Genomic DNA, 17,679 nt, shown 5'->3' with positions numbered 1-17,679 from the left:
TGCCTGTGGCAATTCAAGTCGCAAAAGTAGTTTTTTTTACTGAGAAAATCTATACTTAGAAGTATATTTTTTAATTTTGTGCGACTAATATAGTGCGGATGATACTTAAAAAGCTTTCTATACTCAATTATAAAAACATTCTCCAGGCAGAAGTTTCCTTCTCTCCCGAAATAAATTGTTTTTTCGGGAACAACGGAATGGGAAAGACCAATCTGCTGGATGCCGTTCATTATCTCTCTTTTTGCAAGAGCCATATCAACACGCCTGACTCACAGTTGATCAACAACGGCCAGGATATGTGCGTGTTGCAGGGTAATTATGACTATGAGGGGCGTGAGGAGGAGATATTTTGTGCCATCCGCCGCCGGCAGCGGAAACAGTTCAAGCGGAATAAAAAAGAGTACGACAAACTGTCGGAGCATATCGGCCTGTTGCCGTTGGTGATGGTATCGCCTGCCGATTCGGAACTGATACAGGGCGGGAGCGAGGAGCGGCGCCGGTTTGTCGATGTGATTATTTCGCAGCAGGACAAGCCGTACCTGCATGCGCTTATACAATATAATAAAGCCTTGCTTCAACGGAATTCGTTGTTGAAAGACCAGTGCACGGACGCTTCCCTCTATGAAGTGCTGGAAATGCAACTGGATATGTACGGGCGGATGGTGTACGAGAAGCGGAAGATGCTGGTGAACGATTTCACCCCGATCTTCAACGAATATTACCAGACGATCTGCCGTTCGACCGAACAGGTCGGCCTGCGGTACATTTCCCAACTGGAAAAGGGGAGCCTGGCTGATATGCTGGCTGCCAACCGGGAGCGTGACCGCATACTCGGTTACACCTCGACCGGCATCCATAAGGACGAACTGGAGATGACGCTGAACGACTACCTGATCCGCCGCGTCGGTTCGCAGGGACAGAACAAAACGTATCTGATTGCGCTCAAGCTGGCCCAGTACGTTTTCCTTTCCCGACGGGGACAGGCGCGTCCGATCCTCTTGCTGGATGATATTTTCGACAAGCTGGATGCCGACCGGGTGGAGCAGATCGTCAAGTTAGTGAGCGGCGACCAGTTCGGGCAGATCTTCATTACCGATACGAACCGGAAATACCTGGATGCGATCCTGCAATCGATCGATCACGGCTACGCTTTGTTCAGGGTCGAACAGGGCGAAGTGCAACCGATGGAGGAGGCGGAATGATGCACCGGAATGCACAGACGTTGGGTGACGCGATCCGGGAGTTTTTCGAAGACAATGCCGAGTTGCGGGGGAAGATACTGGAAATCCGTGTCATACGGGCCTGGAGCGAGATACTGGGGCCGATGGTTGCTCAGTACACGCATAATATATATGTAAAAGATAAAGTGCTGCATGTTTCCCTCACCTCCTCCGTCCTGAGAAGTGAATTGGTGCTATGCCGGGAACGTCTGGTGAAGAGCCTGAACGATTATGCCGGCTCGGCAGTTATACAAGATATAATTATCAGATAAAAGTTTTGGATCGTTATGGATGCAAGAAAGATAGAAGAAGTTCCTTTTGAAGAGGTTTATGAAGTGGAGAAGTATGGTACATACTATTCCGAGAATAAATTCTGGCAGAAAGTGCAACGGATCGCGAAGAAAGTCGGTGCGACCGTGATACGTCCCGTCTTCCAACTTTATTACCTGCTGCATGACAAGGATGTCCCTTTGCAGCATAAGGCTTATATCGTGGGTGCTTTAGGCTATTTCATCCTGCCGTTCGACCTGATTCCGGAAGGGATTCTACCGGTGATCGGCTTTACCGACGATGTAGCCGTGATGGGCCTTGTACTGAAAATCGTGAAGGATAGCATCACGCCGGAGATAAAAGCCAAAGCGGATGCCAAAGTCATGGAGCTGCTGCAAACGGATAAGATCTGAGTCAGAGTATTTCTTTTTCAGTTACGATCAAATCCATTTTCCGGTCGAACGGCTCGACCGGTATCCGGTCTTTCAGTTGGAAATCATAGCAGATCCCGATTTTAGGAACGTCCAGAGTCGAGAGCAGGCGGTCGTAAAACCCTTTTCCCCGTCCAAGGCGGTTGTACTGCCGGTCGAAAGCGACGCCCGGAACAATGATCAGGTCTATTTCGCTTTCCGGTACGGCCTCGCAATCTTCGGCCGGTTCCAATATCCCGTAAACACCTGTTTTGAGTGATTCCTTTCCCGCGTACAAAAGCAGTTGCAGGTCGTTCCCTTTTATTAGAGGAAGCAATAATTTCTTTTCCCGATACCATTTCTCGATCAGGGCGGCTGTTTGCACTTCGCCCGGAATGGCATGGTAAAGTGCTATGCATGAAGCCTGCCGGAAGAGGTCTGTCCCTTCCAGCCGTTCCATTATCTTAGCAGAGAGATCCAGCAATGTAGTCTTCGTATATGATCTCTTTAATGAGGCCATATCCTCTCGAAGCATTTGTTTGGCATTGTGCAATTCCATTTGGCGTATTGTTTTTGTTTTCCGGTGTCGGGAATGATTTGCCTTCGTCCAGGACTTTGATCGCGCGTTTCAGCGTGATGTCGTCGTTCTGGAATATAGGATAGAAGCCGGCTTCGTCGAAGAAGTTGCGGACGATGTAGGCCTGGATCTGTTTCTCGATCAGCTTGCCTGATATGCTGATCAGGTTCGGGCGCTTCTTAATCCCTTTCGCTGCTGCAAAGTTGGTGAAGTCGGAAAGCAACGGTTGCTGTTGCAGGTATTTGTACAAATCCTGATAGGTCTTGAAAGAAGACAGCTTGTCGTAATTGCGATCCGAGTATTCGAGTGCATACAGGTTGAGCGTGCCGGAATTGACCACGTTGGAAAAATAGGAAGTCACGCCGCTTGTGTCACGCGGGATAAAGATATCCGGCATGATGCCGCCGCCGCCGTAAACAGGACGTCCCATCACGGTCTCGTATTTCTCGCTGTTGTTCAGCTTGATACTGTCGGCTGAGTCGAATTCGCCGTGCATGAAACGTTGGTAGATGTCCTGTTCGTATTCGCTGTCTTTGCCTAATTCATACTTTTTCTGGATACAGCGTCCGGACGGGGTGTAATAGCGTGCGATCGTCAGGCGGATTTCCGAACCGTCGCTTAACTGGATCGGAGACTGGACCAACCCTTTGCCAAAGGTACGGCGGCCGATGATCAGTCCGCGGTCGTTATCCTGGATAGCCCCGGAGAAGATTTCACTGGCGGAAGCCGAGAACTCGTCTGTCAGGACTACGATCGGAGCGTCCTGGCAAGTGCCTGTGCCGTTCGTATAGACGTCGTTGCGCGGGAACGCCTTTCCTTCCGTGTACACGATCAGGCGGCCTTCCGGCATGAATTCATTCACCATATTGATGGCGGCGTCCATGTAACCGCCCGTGTTGCCGCGGAGGTCGATCACGAATGAAGTGCAGCCTGCCTGTTTCAGTTTGGCGATTGCGGTGATAAACTCGTTATAAGTGGTACGTCCGAATTTGCTTACCTTGATATAGCCGATTCCCTTGCTTACTTCGTAAGACACATCGACCGAGCTGACAGGAACATCGCCGCGCGTCACGTCGAAATACAGCAGTTCCGGTTCGTTTTTGCGTTTCACGCCTAACTTGACCGTGCTGTTCTTCGCACCGCGCAGGGTTTTCATGATCAGCTCCTGGTCACTCTTGTTGCCGGCATACAGTGAGTCGTTGATCGTGATGATGCGGTCGAAAGGTTTCAAGCCTGCCTTCTCAGACGGGCCACCCGGAATAACGTTGATAACCAGGATCGTGTCGGTCTGCATATTGAAGGAAACGCCGATGCCGCTGAACGATCCTTCCAGGTCTTCATTTGCCCTTTGGGCGTCTTTTGCCGGTATATACACGGAATGCGGGTCCAGTTCGCTGAAAACTTTAGGAATAGCATCTTCCACCAATTGTTTCATATTGACGGTATCGACATATTGTTCGTCGATAATGTCGAGGATGGCATTGATTTTATTTCCACTGGAATAAATATGTCTCTTTCCCTGCGTCAGTCTAAGGTAATGATTCCCTACAAAGATCCCGAGAGCAACACTTAAAGCTATAATCACAGGCAGCCATACGGCCAGCCTTTTGTTCTTGTCCATAAAACGTATCTTTAGTCGTTTATTTCTATATAATCTATAATAACACCTGCGCGACGCAATAGGTTGCAACCATCTTCCACCCTGTATTTTTCAGAGTAAACCACCCGCTTGATCCCGGACTGGATGATGAGCTTGGCACATTCGATGCAAGGGGCGGAGGTTACATAGATCGTTGCGCCTTTACTGCTGTTGGACGAAGCGGCCACTTTCGTAATGGCATTGGCTTCCGCATGCAGAACGTAAGGTTTAGTGACATTGTTCTCGTCTTCGCATACATTCTCGAAACCTGATGGCGTACCGTTATATCCGTCAGAGATAATCATTTGGTCTTTTACTATCAGTGCCCCAACCTGGCGTCTCTTGCAATACGAATTTTCCGCCCATACGGTCGCCATCCTGAGATAGCGTTTATCCAATTCGAGTTGCTTTTCCTTCTTATCGCACATCGTCTTCTGATTTTATATACCTTAATTATATAATAGCAGACAAAGGTACATATATTTGGGATATATGGAATAGGTTTAACGGTTTTTGTCGGGATGACCGTTTTAAATTTTGTCACCGGCCGTTTTTACGCTTTTCTCAAGATATGTACTGCCTTTGTTCGGGCCTTATTGTAATATTCGTAAAAAACTCATTGGTCAGAATCGAAAATACTACCGCATCAAATTTGGTTTTCTACCCCATCTAATTCAAATTACCCGCAAGGGTAATATTTTTTAAGAAACTACTATTTTCTATATGTTGCTATAAATCAGATATTTATAATCTATTCTCGTTTTCGGGGGGGATATTGTGCTTTTGTATCTGTTTATTTAGGCCAGACTTATACCGTAGAGGCGGATTTACTGCTTTGATTTGCGAAAAAATGATTTTTGCTAAGATGTTGATATTTAATGAAAAATAAAAATTGCCTGAAAGAAGAGAGGATGAAAAGTTTCGCAAATATTTGTTTTCTGTTTTTTAGTTGTTACATTTGCGAAAATGTCATGTAAGAGTTTAGGTGTTCTTTGACGTTTTGTTCTAAAAATCAGAAGGTTGGAAAGTGTAGGTTTGTGCGTTTTTCGCAAATCCCCGTAGCTTTCGGATATGATTTTTGATTTGTGAAAGTTTAAATAGTTGATAAATAGATAGATGAGCAATTTTTAATTCGATTTTTACTTGGATTGTAAATCTCAAATCTCTACATTTGCGAAAAAATAGTTCTAAATGGATTAACTCTCTGACGCAAAGACAAAAGCAGAAGGAGTGAATCAAAGTTTCAAAAGCTGTAAAGTGCTCTCTGATAGGGTGTCAGAGAGTGTTCCATTAGAATAAGGATTAAGACGTCTGAACATCAATCGTCACAACGCCGTTTGCAACCTGTCAGAGAGTGTTCCATTAGAATAAGGATTAAGACATTGCTGCCGAGATTAAGCATACGTCAAGGAAACCGGGGTCAGAGAGTGTTCCATTAGAATAAGGATTAAGACCCAATCGGCATTAATCGTATCTGGCAAAAGATATGTCAGAGAGTGTTCCATTAGAATAAGGATTAAGACGTAGGTGTTAAATTTTTCTTCCATATATATTTTGAGTCAGAGAGTGTTCCATTAGAATAAGGATTAAGACACCTTGGAATTTTTTTCCATTTTCTTTGTTGCCCTGTCAGAGAGTGTTCCATTAGAATAAGGATTAAGACTCAGGAGGTACAGCACCTTTTAAGACATCCAAATGGTCAGAGAGTGTTCCATTAGAATAAGGATTAAGACAAAAATGCCATAGCAGTAATTGCATAAAAAACGAGGTCAGAGAGTGTTCCATTAGAATAAGGATTAAGACGTTTATTCTTTGCGGCTTCTTTCCACAATTCTGCAGAAGTCAGAGAGTGTTCCATTAGAATAAGGATTAAGACGCTTGTAGCGCAATTGAGGATAGGAGAACCTGTAGCGTCAGAGAGTGTTCCATTAGAATAAGGATTAAGACTCAAAACCTGATACGCGGATAAAACTAAATCGTGTCAGAGAGTGTTCCATTAGAATAAGGATTAAGACTTTTACCGTAAATGAAACAGCTTGGTTCTTGGCATGTCAGAGAGTGTTCCATTAGAATAAGGATTAAGACTTCTGCTTGAGCTCTCCCCAGAACCATGGCCGACAGTCAGAGAGTGTTCCATTAGAATAAGGATTAAGACTGTCTGATTTTCTAAAAGAAACTCTTTCATAATATTTGTCAGAGAGTGTTCCATTAGAATAAGGATTAAGACATCTGAAGAGAAATTAATTTTTCCATAAAAAAATAGTCAGAGAGTGTTCCATTAGAATAAGGATTAAGACAACACCCAAGGTTTGTCATGCTCCGGCACAACGAGTCAGAGAGTGTTCCATTAGAATAAGGATTAAGACGAATAACCATCTTCTAAATCACAAACACCTGTTGACGTCAGAGAGTATTCCATTTAGAATAAGGATAAAAAACTTGTTGTCGTTTCGTTGATTTGTGGAAGTAATCAGAAAAGTGTTATTGCAGTAAGGATATAATGAATATCATTGTTAACATAAAAATACGAATATGGAAACGCGTAAATCTTATTATTCAGTATTGTGTACGGAAGAATTTTTGTTTGAAGCTTGGAAGGCTATAAAAAGTAAAAATGCTTCTGGAGGTATAGACGGAATCACATTGGCTTGTTTCGAAGATAACCTTCAAACTTATATTTCGGAATTATCCAATGATTTGAAAGCTGGTACGTGGTCGCCGGAGCCTTATTTAAGCATCGAAATTCCCAAAAAGAAAAGCGAAGTGCGAAAGTTGGGGCTGTTGTCGGTTAAAGACAAGATCGTGCAATATGCTATCAAAACACTTGTGGAACCTCTTTTCGAGAATATTTTTATGGATTCCAGCTATGGCTATCGACCCAATAAAGGACATACAAAAGCGGTCAGGAGGGCGTTGAGTGAATGCTGCAAAAAGAAAAACAAATGGGTGCTGCGGTTGGATATTGATAACTATTTCGATACGATCAACCACCATTTGTTAGCAGCCCGACTTCATGCCCTGATTCCGGATGAGGAGATAGTGCGGTTGATTATGTTGTCTGTGCAGATGGGAATCGTCAACAAACATTTGAAATGGAGTGACAACTTGGAAGGCGTACCCCAAGGTGCGATCCTTTCTCCTTTATTATCAAATTTCTATCTACATCCGTTCGATAAGTATGTGCAAACATTAACTCGTTCTTATGTCCGTTACGCTGATGATTTCTGCTTGATGTGCGAAACGCATGAGCTGGCGAAAAGTTGGTTGAAGCAGTTGTCTGTTTATTTGCAAACACATTTGGGGCTGTCGTTAAACACGCCAATTGTAGCAGAGCTACGTAAAGGTTTTGAGTTTTTAGGCATAACGATATCCAAAGGCGGATTGAGTTTGTCTAATAAGAAAGAAGTCGATTTGAAAGAACGGATCACTAATTTATCTGTCACGGATAAGGGATTTACACCGGCCAGCCTTCGTGCCTGGGCTGGAGTGTGTAACTATTATGGAACGTTGTTGCCTCAGCCTGTATTACATTCACTGGATGATTTGTTATACGAACACTTGAAGCAGGTCGTGTCTGCTTCTTACCGGCAAATAGCTAACCGTGCAGTCTTGACGCGAATGATGTCGGAGATCGATTATCTTTCGAACTAGTACCAGTTGTATAAGAAAAGGATACTTCAGGATTATGTAGAGCTTTATGACTTCCATAAGGGATTGGATAAGGAAGAAAAGGCGAAAGAACAGAACAAGAAAATTATAGAACAGCGAAAAGCGGAATACCGGAAACGTGAGGGAGAAGGTAGCGAATTGTTGGTGAATACGTTTGGCTGTTTCGTCGGTCTTTCAGGTAAAGGTATAACGGTGAAACGGCAGGGTAAAGTAATTCATCAAAAGCCATTAGGAGCTCTTTCGCATATAACGATGGAGCAGATCATACGCAGGCAGGCAAACGAGATGGCTGCCTATATTGGCGAAGATAGACAGCCGTGAAGATCGGATAGTGTATTATCCAATATGTGTCGGTTGTTATACAAAGATAGTGTATCAGCCGGAACGGAAGAGCAAATATGTGCGAGTAACGGTGGTTTAAAGTAGTCGATTTGTTGGCTGAAATGATTTCTTACTACCAATTTGGTTTGTTTTAAGCTGTTTTATTGATATACGTTTCTTTCTTTTTCCTCCTTTCAGCCTAAAAATGGTACGACTCCGTATGATCTTTCCGGAATCATCTAAATGATTTTTTTAATGATCTAAATGGTTTCGAAAAACTATTCAGACAATTAGGACAAACGACCAGGATAAAAGCCGAAAATCATTTAGATGATTTTACGGAATCCTCCGAATTAAGGTTTGAGAGGGTGGTAAAAAGACTGCAAAAACCTCCAAAAATATTATTTTAAGAACTAAAAGACACTTAAAAGAGGGCATTTCGCAATTGACGTTTTGATTGCATTTTCATCTTTCAAACTGTCACATCCTACCAAGCGTGCTGTATAATTTTTTTTCGGAGAACAAAAAAAACGATTTTCGGGAATAAGAATAGCTAAATGTCAATACTAAACGCTTCCTCCCTTCCCTATTTGTAGCTACTATGATAAACGTACGGATATAAGCAAACCACCGAATAGCTAATATGACAAATTGTCAATTTTAATCCAGAGCCACCGTACCGAAACAACCTTCACATGTATCTATGAATAGTCGGGAAGATTATGTCTCTATCATCCGGTTAATGTAAATTGCTATACAAAAAAACTATCGATCGAATAAAGATTAAGAATGTGGTAATGGCTTGTTTTTGCGGTAATTATATGTTGTGTGAAAGACTATGATATTTTTTTTGAAAATAAAAACGTAAAAATATTAGGTTTATTAAAATTTATTTGCTAATATTGGAGAACCATTAAAGATAATCTATAATGAATCAAACACGAATAACGACAGCACTATTCAGAAATCGGATATCTGATGACGAAATTCCATTTTTTAGAGGAGCAATGATTCGTTTGTCTGGCGGTGATGCTCTTTTCCATAATCATAATGGTGATGGTTTCAATTATAGTTACCCTTTGGTCCAATATAAGAAGGTCAAGGGAAGTGCGGTTGTGCTTGGTATTAATCAAGGGGCTGTGGCTGTGGAAAGACTGTTTGGTATGGAAAGCACTTTTTCTTGTCAGTTAGGAAATCGAAATATAGAGTTGGAGCTGGCTTCGATTCGAACGGAGAGTTTGTTTTCTTGTTGTTGTGAATCAGATAATACATATCGAATTCGCTATTGGTTGCCATTGAATTGCGAAAATTATAAAGAGTATCAACAGGCGGAAGGGCTTATCGAACGTATCGCTATGCTTGAGAAAATTCTGGTCGGGAATGTGCTTTCTTTTGGCAAAGGCATCGGTATCCATTTCGAATTTCCAGTTATTTGCCGTATCTTAAAATTGGAAGATCCAGGCTTGAGCCGATATAAGAATGTGGAATTAATGAGCTTTTCTGCTGTATTTCGGTGCAATGTCTTTTTACCGGAATATATCGGGTTGGGAAAATCGTCAAGTATGGGATATGGTATTGTGAATTGTATAAGAGATGTAAAATAAAAAGATATGCAGAAGCAAATGAGCGAGAGTGAAAGGCAATTGTTTTTGTTAGGCGGGCATGACTTGGAAATGCTTACCATCCGTCAGCAGCTTGACAGGACGGGGATTGCGTATGTGGATCATCAACTTCGTTGGGACAATGCGCGGTTAAGCAGTTACCGGAAAGAATTGGAAGAGGCTTCCGCGAAAGACTGGATTGTCTATGGAGTGGAATTGCAGGAAGATATTCCAAAACCGCCCGGATATAGAGCTATCGACCACCATAATTCATTTGCTCATTTTGATAGTGCTTTAGAGCAGGTGATGGCATTGCTCGGCCAACCAATGGACAGGTATCAACAGTTGGTCGCTGCCAATGATAAGGGGTATATTCCCGGTATGTTGGAAATCGCGGCAACACAGGATGAAATAAATCTTATCCGCCATGCTGATCGTAAAGCTCAGGGAATTACAGATGAAGACGAATCTTTGGCGGAGAAGGCTGTTACAAATAATTGTACAAAGATCGGAGATCTATTTGTTGTGAAGGCGTTTTCTTCTCGTTTTTCCCCAATTTGTGATCGTCTGTTCCCTTTTCGGAGTTTATTGGTCTATACGGATGAAGAATGGGTGTATTATGGAAAAGGAATGGAAAATGTGAAGAAATTTTTTGAAAAGGAATACTTGGCGGATAATCTGTTTTGTGGTGGAGGAGAGAATGGTTATGTTGGGGCAAAGTGTGGAGTTTATTCGTTAGAAGAGATACAAAAAATGGTGGAACATATAAAAAAGATAGAAAAATGAGTACTTATAGTTATCATGTTTTTTATTTTCCTTTTAAATGGGAATTACCTGGGGAGGATAAAAAGTTTTTTTCTGAGCAAATAGATTTAAAACATATCCCTATAAATGAATATACATTATGGGATAGGGTACAATATGATCCAGCGGAAAAATATATACCGGTTGTTGGTGAGGACACAAAAGACCGGGAAGAACTTTTTGGTGAGTTGCAATATTATTTTGACTTCGTACATCCCGTATTGTATGATATAAAAGGTGCGCAAAATCCTATCATTTATCATTACGAGAGGAGAGAACCTAAAGCGGGGAACGTGGAATATCGTATAGCGGTAGGTGATAAGGAATATGTGCTGAAGGTTGATGCGATTAATTTGAACTTGTATGCTACTGGGGTAGGTATTCTTTCTTTTTTCTTGGCAAATAATGAGGAAAGCCAGAAAGAGGAATTGGATGTTAGGAATATCAACCAATTTGGACGGCGTATTATGCCACCTCACAGTGGTGAATTTTCTGCTGAAAATCGTTCTATGCTGTCTAAATCAATAAAGATAGAAGGACTTCATGGTAATCCTTCAAAATATATGGATGAATTTAATTATAAAATTCATACGACAGGCCAAGATTCGGAATTCGGATTGTCTGATGTTTGGAAACCAGCGGTGTTTATCGATAATCTGATAAAGGACTTGTCTCCGGATATGAAAGTGACTCCTGTTATAGACGATCGTATGCTTGTGAATTGCTGGTATGGCAATGATGAATTGTCTAAGCAGGTAAAAGATATGACGGGGAATCTGAAAGATGGGGAATTTGTAATGGGGAACTTCTGGTATAAGTATGTATTTGTGGATGATGGAAATGATGATACTTGCCGGAATAATGAAATGAAGAAGAAGTTATTGGAGGAAAGTACTTATTATCGCTGGCAGGAACAAGGTACTCTTTATGGAATATCTCGTTATTCGATGGTCGCTTTGACAGATACAAGTTGGTTTGCTTCTAACATATTAGCGATGCACATGCGTACAATTTATTCTCGTATGTTCGAGCTTATTATTATCCAACGCGCGTCTATGTTGAGGTTTTCTGGTGAAGTGACTAAAGTGAGTTGTCTTTCCCGGCGTACAGATCGGCGTTTAGCAGAACGCATTGGCTCTCTTTATCAGGAATATATACGTTTTATAAACCAGATCTATTTCCAGCATGTGACGGTGCAAGATCAAGGTATTGAAATTTATGATATGTTGATGCAGCAATTCGCATCCAGTGAGAAGATAAAAGAGTTGGATGGGGAAATAGGTGAATTACATCAATATATTACATTGTTGATAGATCAGAAGAGAAATGAAAATGGTGAATGGTTGAATTGGTTGGCAGCTGTATTTCTTCCGGCAACAGTGATTACTGGAATATTTGGAATGAATCCGTTTGGAGCCAATATGTTGTGGCAAACATTGGTGATTGTGGGTATTTCTGCATTATTGTATAATAATATAAAAGATAGGAGGATAAAATGATGATGGCGCATTGTACTTGTTTTTCTTCAGATTTAATTTGGTCAATATGTATAGTAGGAATGTTTGTTTTACTACTTATTCTCTTTCTTTTATTTGTTTTTTTAATGATAGTGATGTATAAGAAAGATATACTAAAAATGAATTTATCTCATGAAGAAAAAATGAAAGAAGACGAATGGAGAAGAAAGTTGGAATGGGAAGAAAGAATATCGAAAAAAAATGATTCACAAAAGGAATTGACGGATAAAGACAAAAAGTTGAGTGAAAAGGACGGAGAAATTTCGAATTTAAAAAATCAATTGGAAAAAATAACTCAATTGGATATTGAACGTGTTGCATTACTTGTTCATTCTTTATCTAATAGCAGAGAATTTTGGACTTTGGAAAAAACTGCTAAATTAGTAGATCAGATAAAAAGTACACAAGAGGCAATAAAAAATTATCTTGATTTGTATTCTAAATAATAAAGGGCGCTATGAAAACATTAACAGTGACATTGAAACAACATACTCCGCTGATTCATTTTCAACATGATCAGTATGGGGCTACGTTAAGGGCTTCGGAGGTAAAACCGAAGCTGGACAGGTTTATATTCTCTTTATTAGAAGAGGGGAAAGAAGAAGCTAAAAGGCGAGGTTGGACAAAAGGTAATGATAGAACATTATCTTTAAATTATAAATTGAAGATAAAGTCTAGTGTAGAAGATCAATTATATTTTATTATGAATGACCGAAAAAGATATGTTTTACCGCGCGATACTGATAAAGATTATATAATATATGATGGTCGAAAATATGTGGCTAAAACAAGGAAGGAGGATCATCGAAAAATAGCAGTATTAAATTCATATCCTTTGTTTTTTGGAAATATGAATATGGATTTTGAAGATCCTTCTGAATATAAGAAAATGAGTTTTACTGATGCACAGGTCTCTTTGTGCTTTTTAATTCCGAATGATACACTTTATTCTTTTTTAGCTGACAAAGAAAAGCGAGTTTTGGCTGATTTCTTTTTGAAACATAATTTTGGTACAAGGCAATCTAAAGGATTTGGTTCTTTTTATATAGATAATGATGATGAGATGTATGTAGAACCAATATCAAAAGAAATGTCTGTTTATTATTTTTCACTTGAAGGTTTTACGGGAACTGATTGTACTGGAAAAAAATTTGAAAAAATGTTTAAGATGATCGATCTCTTTTATAAAACATTGAGAGGTGGGATAAATATAAGAGGTTTATATTTTAAATCATTGGCATTTATGTATGCAACAGATCGTCTTAAAGCACACTGGGATAAACGGGCTATTAAAGAAAAATTTTATCCGACTATTAATAAAAGGCGTAAAGACGGTCTTTCTGTACAATTGTTGCGACATAAGGAAATGACATCTCCCTTAAATGTGAAATTTGAAAAAAACTTTGATATTAGAGATATGTTAGGCTTTTCTACAAATGAAGAATGGAAAAGTTTTAAAGATACTATAGAAAAGAAGGTGGCAATAGTAAATTCTAATAACGGAATGGAAGTTCATTATCCATTAAGAGATGAAAAATTGCCAGTGGAAAGAATGCCTTCTCCTATATTGATAAAACCTATCTATGATATGAAAAATAAAAAATATAATATCTATATTATTTTTAGAGATGATGATGAAGTCGGATTAGAGGATTTTAAAAAAAACAAGAAGATCTGTATTTATAGTAAAAATGAGAAAGATGAGGTGACTGGTTATAGAAAACGTATGCAACTGGATATTCCACAAGTATTTTCGGTAAAGGCTTATTTTGATTATATCTTTAAAGATTTGAAATTTGATATAGATAAGCACGTCGAAAAGAAATACCATGAAAGTGAAGAATTTAAAATATTGAAAAATATATATAGAGATCTTGAAAAGAATAAGTTGTAAAATGAAATACACAGCAGTAAATATAGGCCCAATAATAGGCACTATAAACTTGGCTCGCAAGCCTTGTGAATTATGGTCAGCCAGTTATTTATTTTCATTTTTGATGGAATGTATAATTAAGGAATTGAAGGCTGAAAATAAGATGATTCTTTCACCCGCTTCGTTGGATGAGGTTCAGAAAGTAGGGTTGTATCCAGACCGTGTTTTTGTAGAGGACACAGAGGACGACGAATTGGAGGACATATTAAGTAATGCATTGAAAGAGTTTACTCAGGTGACAGGAATTGGTCGTGACTATGTCAACATCATGTATGTTTCTGTAGAATCGAAAACAGGTGTAGATGTTATTAAGGATTTAAACCGCTATCTCGATTGTACAGAGCTTGTTAATCGCACTTTTGATGATAAAAGTCGCATGAATGTACTGGATTTGATTCAGGAAAAAAATAACTCGGCATTGTTCAAACGTGCTTTTGGTAATCCAAATTGGAATTTTCCTTTCTTGGCTGAGATTGCTACTGATAAACTTTCAAAAACAGGGGAGGAAGATAAAAAAGTTCTCTGGATGAAATATCGGGATGAGGAGCGCGAGAAGGAGAATAGCAGTGAGAATCCGGAGAAAATAGAGGATGAGTTTTATCAGAAGATAAAGGTTGCTTTCAAGGAGGAATATCGTTCTTACTACAAATATATCTGTGTGGTGCAGGCTGATGGTGATAAAATGGGGGAGATTGTATCTGTTTTACCCAACAAGCGAGTGAAAGATTTGTCCACAGCTTTGATGCAATATGGCTGTAAGGTCAGTAAAATGATAGAAGAGTATGGAGGAGTACCTATTTATGCAGGTGGAGACGATTTGCTGTTTATCGCTCCGGTGGTTTCCGGTAAAGATGGTGTCGAAAACATCTTCCAACTTTTATCACAAATCGATGAATGTTACCGGGTGGGAGTGGATGAGGAGATAGAAAAGATTGGTCGTCCTAAAGATGAAAAAGGGAATCTTATTCATACTACTCTTTCTTATGGTTTATCGATATCGTATTATAAATATCCGCTGTATGAAGCTTTACAATCGGCTTTGGATTTGCTTTTTGGCAAAGCAAAAAATGTAGCTGGTAAGAATGCGGTAGCTTGGCGTCTTCGTAAGCATAGCGGATCGGGCTTTACAGGGGTATTTACGAAAGATGATTCAGCGGGCAGTGTTTATCAATTGTTCAAATTACTCATGACGTTTACAGTGGATGATGGTTTAGTTTCAGCTATTTCCCATAAACTGCGTGCTAATAAGGATTTACTGAACATACTGCGTGAAGCAAATGATGAAAATCGTATCGCTGCATTTTATGATAAAGTAATGGAAGAAGGCAATAGTGGCTATATTGAATTGACCCGTAGGTTGCTGTGTGTGTTGATGAATGATTGTGCTGGTGACGGCCAGGTGAAGACTGGGGATATATTATCTAAAATGTACGGAATGCTCCGTATTGCAAAATTTATAAATGGGGAAGGAGATAGCGATGAGTGAAACGAAAAACAAATATTTGGTGAAACTTATCCCGTTGGGGAAGTTCTTTTTTGGTGGAGATATGACATTCCAATCGGACAGTCTTAAAGGAAAAGAGGTGACAAACTATGCCAGCTATATTATTCATTCATTTAAGATGCCTCAGCAGACATCCTTATTGGGGATGTTGCGTTTCCTTTTGTTATCAAATAATGACCAGCTGTTTGATAGTAAAGAAAATCATATAAAGAAAGGTGTGGTGAATGAGGTTATGGCATGGATTGGAGAGAAGAGTTTTAATGTAAAATCTGATCATATAGAAGCTAATTTTGGAAAGATTGACCGTTTGGGGCCTTGCTTTCTTTATAATCAAAAAGAGTGTAAAGCTTATTTTAAAGAAGGATATGATGCTGATTTGGATGTGGATTTTAGTAAAAGTATTTGTGCCAACATCAATCAGGTAAAAATGGAGATCCCTCAAATAAGGATGAGAAAAAATAAAAGTCCCAATTATTCAGGTAAAGAACAACTCGGCACATATTATATCACGCCTGATGGGACTGATAGAAAAAAAGAAGAAGACTTGTTCAAAAAAGATTCTCGCATCGGCATTGACAAAGATTATGAGGGAAAAGTAAAGAATGCTGCTTTTTATAAGCAGATTTCTTATCGGTTGGAGCGTGACTTTTGTTTTGCATTCGAGGTTGAAGCAAAAGCCGATTTGACTGTTTATTCTGGGACGTTTGTCAAGCTCGGGGCTGATGATTCCAACTTTTTGTTTAAAGCAGAGTTGTCTGATGGTCAGTGCGGTTTTCTTCCTCACGAGGCGGATAGTTTACGTGTTGTGTTACTGTCAGACTCTTATCTGCCATTGTTTGTTGAGAAAGAGAAGAAAACGATGGAGTATGTTCGTTATGCGATTACTCGGGTTCGGCCTTTTCGTTTCTTGAGTTCATCGAATAGTATAGAAGCACGGGATTATAATGTGAAGTATAAATCGCTACGCAGTTTTGAGCGTTATGATTTATATGAGTCCGGTTCTGTTTTCTATTTTGAAAATTCGACAAAGATGGATGAGTTTTGTAAAGCATTGGATAGTTGCAAAGAATTTGTGCAGGTAGGATATAACAAGTATTGTAAAATCAAACAAAAATAAATGATATGAACAAAAAAGCTACTGTCTGGCTGATTATTCCCCAGACAAATCTACATGTAGGAAATGAAAGTGTTGTTAGCTTTGGGGTGATTGATAAAGCGATCCAGCGTGATGTTACCACCACATTGCCGTGCATTAATTCCAGTTCGTTGAAAGGGGCTGTAAAAGAATTTTTGACAGAAGAACTTCATTTTGATGAGAAAAAAATAGTGGGTTTGTTTGGTTCTGTAAAGAATGGTAAAACATCAGATACCCAAAAAGGAGGGGCGATATTCTTTGATGCAAATCTACTTTATTTGCCAAAGTCAATCACAAACAATACAAATGAGGTTTATCAACTGGTTTACTGTGATGAAGTAATTAATGATTTTGTAGAAAAGACAAAAGTTTTAGGTTTTGATGGCGGGAAAGAGATGATTGAGTCAAAGCTAAATGAACTGTTTTCTGGAACTAAAAAATCTACCTCCGAAGATGATTTTAAAAACCTTTGCAATGATGAATCATTACCGATTATTGCTCGTAACTGCCTGGATAACGGCGAAAGCGTAAATTTGTGGTATGAGCAGGTTCTTCCGTCTAAGTCTGTATTGGCTGTTATTATTGCTACTCCAAATCAGAATGACTTGGATGTGTTAGATGGAAAGATCGTCCAGATTGGAGCAAATGCAACCATCGGTTATGGGTATTGTAAATTTGTTAAACTATAAAAGTATATTGTTATGAATAGGGATACAAATAAAGAATTGATGGAATCGGCCGAACGGATTCTTCAAGAATGGGAACAATGCCCATTATTTAAGGATCGTTCTTCGAAAACTATATATGAAAGTTATAATGGTCAAATATCCGCATTGGGAGTATCTGTCCTAATGATAGGTTTGAAACCAACCATTGCTGTATATTATCAAGATGAGCCGAAGCAGGGAGAAGCGCATCGGAGATGTTTATTGGAGGTGATCGCCAAAATGTTAGGATATGATGATTTGGAATCGTTGGTTAGGAATATATTAGCTTCAACGACAGAGGAAAGGAAAACGGAAATAATCAATTGCTCTGTTGCTTTGAAACAGGTGATAAGAACTTATAAATTGGGATGA

Annotated in this window: 17 protein-coding genes and 1 CRISPR repeat array; of the genes, 14 read left to right on the top strand and 3 right to left on the bottom strand. The window is 39.6% G+C overall.

Annotation, left to right across the window (positions count from 1 at the left end; translation table 11 throughout):
* The first annotated feature begins 98 nt into the window (after positions 1 to 98).
* From recF to H8S65_RS01585, 3 genes are read left to right on the top strand one after another with little or no spacing between them, the layout of a single operon-like run.
* Positions 99 to 1,202 (top strand): DNA replication/repair protein RecF, encoded by a 1,104-nt coding sequence (recF, locus tag H8S65_RS01595; protein WP_186928216.1) that lies wholly within the window; start codon positions 99 to 101, stop codon positions 1,200 to 1,202.
* Positions 1,199 to 1,492 (top strand): DciA family protein, encoded by a 294-nt coding sequence (locus H8S65_RS01590; RefSeq protein ID WP_186928215.1) that lies wholly within the window; start codon positions 1,199 to 1,201, stop codon positions 1,490 to 1,492. The genes recF and H8S65_RS01590 overlap by 4 nt, the downstream gene beginning before the upstream one ends.
* 15 nt (positions 1,493 to 1,507) lie before the next feature.
* On the top strand, positions 1,508 to 1,903 hold the full coding sequence (locus H8S65_RS01585) for a YkvA family protein (RefSeq protein WP_186928214.1): 396 nt from the start codon (positions 1,508 to 1,510) through the stop codon (positions 1,901 to 1,903).
* 1 nt (position 1,904) lies between these two features.
* Here the strand turns inward: H8S65_RS01585 and H8S65_RS01580 are convergent, their stop codons facing one another.
* From H8S65_RS01580 to H8S65_RS01570, 3 genes are read right to left on the bottom strand one after another with little or no spacing between them, the layout of a single operon-like run.
* Positions 1,905 to 2,420, bottom strand: coding sequence for a 5-formyltetrahydrofolate cyclo-ligase (locus H8S65_RS01580; protein ID WP_255489007.1), 516 nt, complete (start codon positions 2,418 to 2,420; stop codon positions 1,905 to 1,907).
* The gene (locus tag H8S65_RS01575) at positions 2,365 to 4,098 is read right to left on the bottom strand and encodes a S41 family peptidase (protein ID WP_186928213.1); all 1,734 of its coding nucleotides are present in this window, start codon (positions 4,096 to 4,098) and stop codon (positions 2,365 to 2,367) included. The genes H8S65_RS01580 and H8S65_RS01575 overlap by 56 nt, the downstream gene beginning before the upstream one ends.
* 11 nt (positions 4,099 to 4,109) lie before the next feature.
* Entirely contained in the window at positions 4,110 to 4,544 is a 435-nt protein-coding gene (locus H8S65_RS01570; RefSeq protein ID WP_186928212.1) for a dCMP deaminase family protein, read from the bottom strand.
* An 846-nt stretch (positions 4,545 to 5,390) separates the two neighbouring features.
* Positions 5,391 to 6,482: a CRISPR direct-repeat array (repeat unit 35 nt; unit sequence GTCAGAGAGTGTTCCATTAGAATAAGGATTAAGAC).
* Between the two features lie 166 nt (positions 6,483 to 6,648).
* Between H8S65_RS01570 and H8S65_RS01565 the strand changes: the two genes are divergently transcribed.
* The 11 genes from H8S65_RS01565 to H8S65_RS01515 all read left to right on the top strand — a co-directional run bounded on the left by H8S65_RS01565 (position 6,649) and on the right by H8S65_RS01515 (position 17,679).
* Positions 6,649 to 7,767, top strand: a complete 1,119-nt coding sequence (locus H8S65_RS01565; RefSeq protein ID WP_186928211.1) for a reverse transcriptase domain-containing protein — start codon at positions 6,649 to 6,651, stop codon at positions 7,765 to 7,767.
* A 6-nt stretch (positions 7,768 to 7,773) separates the two neighbouring features.
* Positions 7,774 to 8,106 carry a hypothetical protein gene (locus H8S65_RS01560; protein WP_186928210.1) on the top strand — a complete coding sequence of 111 codons (333 nt, stop codon included), beginning with the start codon at positions 7,774 to 7,776 and terminating at the stop codon, positions 8,104 to 8,106.
* 929 nt (positions 8,107 to 9,035) lie between these two features.
* Positions 9,036 to 9,710, top strand: a complete 675-nt coding sequence (locus H8S65_RS01555) for a CRISPR-associated endonuclease Cas6 (protein ID WP_186928209.1) — start codon at positions 9,036 to 9,038, stop codon at positions 9,708 to 9,710.
* Positions 9,711 to 9,716: 6 nt separating this feature from the next.
* A complete protein-coding gene (locus H8S65_RS01550; protein WP_186928208.1) occupies positions 9,717 to 10,493 on the top strand; it encodes a hypothetical protein in 777 nt (258 codons plus the stop codon).
* On the top strand, positions 10,490 to 12,010 hold the full coding sequence (locus H8S65_RS01545) for a CorA family divalent cation transporter (RefSeq protein ID WP_186928207.1): 1,521 nt from the start codon (positions 10,490 to 10,492) through the stop codon (positions 12,008 to 12,010). The genes H8S65_RS01550 and H8S65_RS01545 overlap by 4 nt, the downstream gene beginning before the upstream one ends.
* A 113-nt stretch (positions 12,011 to 12,123) precedes the next feature.
* Complete coding sequence (locus H8S65_RS01540) at positions 12,124 to 12,474, top strand: hypothetical protein (protein WP_186928206.1); 351 nt, start codon at positions 12,124 to 12,126, stop codon at positions 12,472 to 12,474.
* A gap of 11 nt (positions 12,475 to 12,485) precedes the next feature.
* On the top strand, positions 12,486 to 13,922 hold the full coding sequence (locus H8S65_RS01535; protein ID WP_186928366.1) for a hypothetical protein: 1,437 nt from the start codon (positions 12,486 to 12,488) through the stop codon (positions 13,920 to 13,922).
* 1 nt (position 13,923) lies between these two features.
* Positions 13,924 to 15,447: a Cas10/Cmr2 second palm domain-containing protein gene (locus H8S65_RS01530; RefSeq protein WP_186928205.1), complete on the top strand. Its 1,524-nt coding sequence runs from the start codon at positions 13,924 to 13,926 to the stop codon at positions 15,445 to 15,447.
* A complete protein-coding gene (locus tag H8S65_RS01525) occupies positions 15,440 to 16,582 on the top strand; it encodes a type III-B CRISPR module-associated Cmr3 family protein (RefSeq protein ID WP_222616223.1) in 1,143 nt (380 codons plus the stop codon). The genes H8S65_RS01530 and H8S65_RS01525 overlap by 8 nt, the downstream gene beginning before the upstream one ends.
* A gap of 5 nt (positions 16,583 to 16,587) precedes the next feature.
* Positions 16,588 to 17,289, top strand: a complete 702-nt coding sequence (locus H8S65_RS01520) for an RAMP superfamily CRISPR-associated protein (protein WP_186928203.1) — start codon at positions 16,588 to 16,590, stop codon at positions 17,287 to 17,289.
* A 12-nt stretch (positions 17,290 to 17,301) separates the two neighbouring features.
* The gene (locus H8S65_RS01515) at positions 17,302 to 17,679 is read left to right on the top strand and encodes a type III-B CRISPR module-associated protein Cmr5 (protein ID WP_186928202.1); all 378 of its coding nucleotides are present in this window, start codon (positions 17,302 to 17,304) and stop codon (positions 17,677 to 17,679) included.

The organism is Parabacteroides hominis, from assembly GCF_014287585.1.
GTDB classification, from domain to species: domain Bacteria; phylum Bacteroidota; class Bacteroidia; order Bacteroidales; family Tannerellaceae; genus Parabacteroides; species Parabacteroides hominis.
This window is presented reverse-complemented; position numbering and strand designations above follow the sequence as displayed.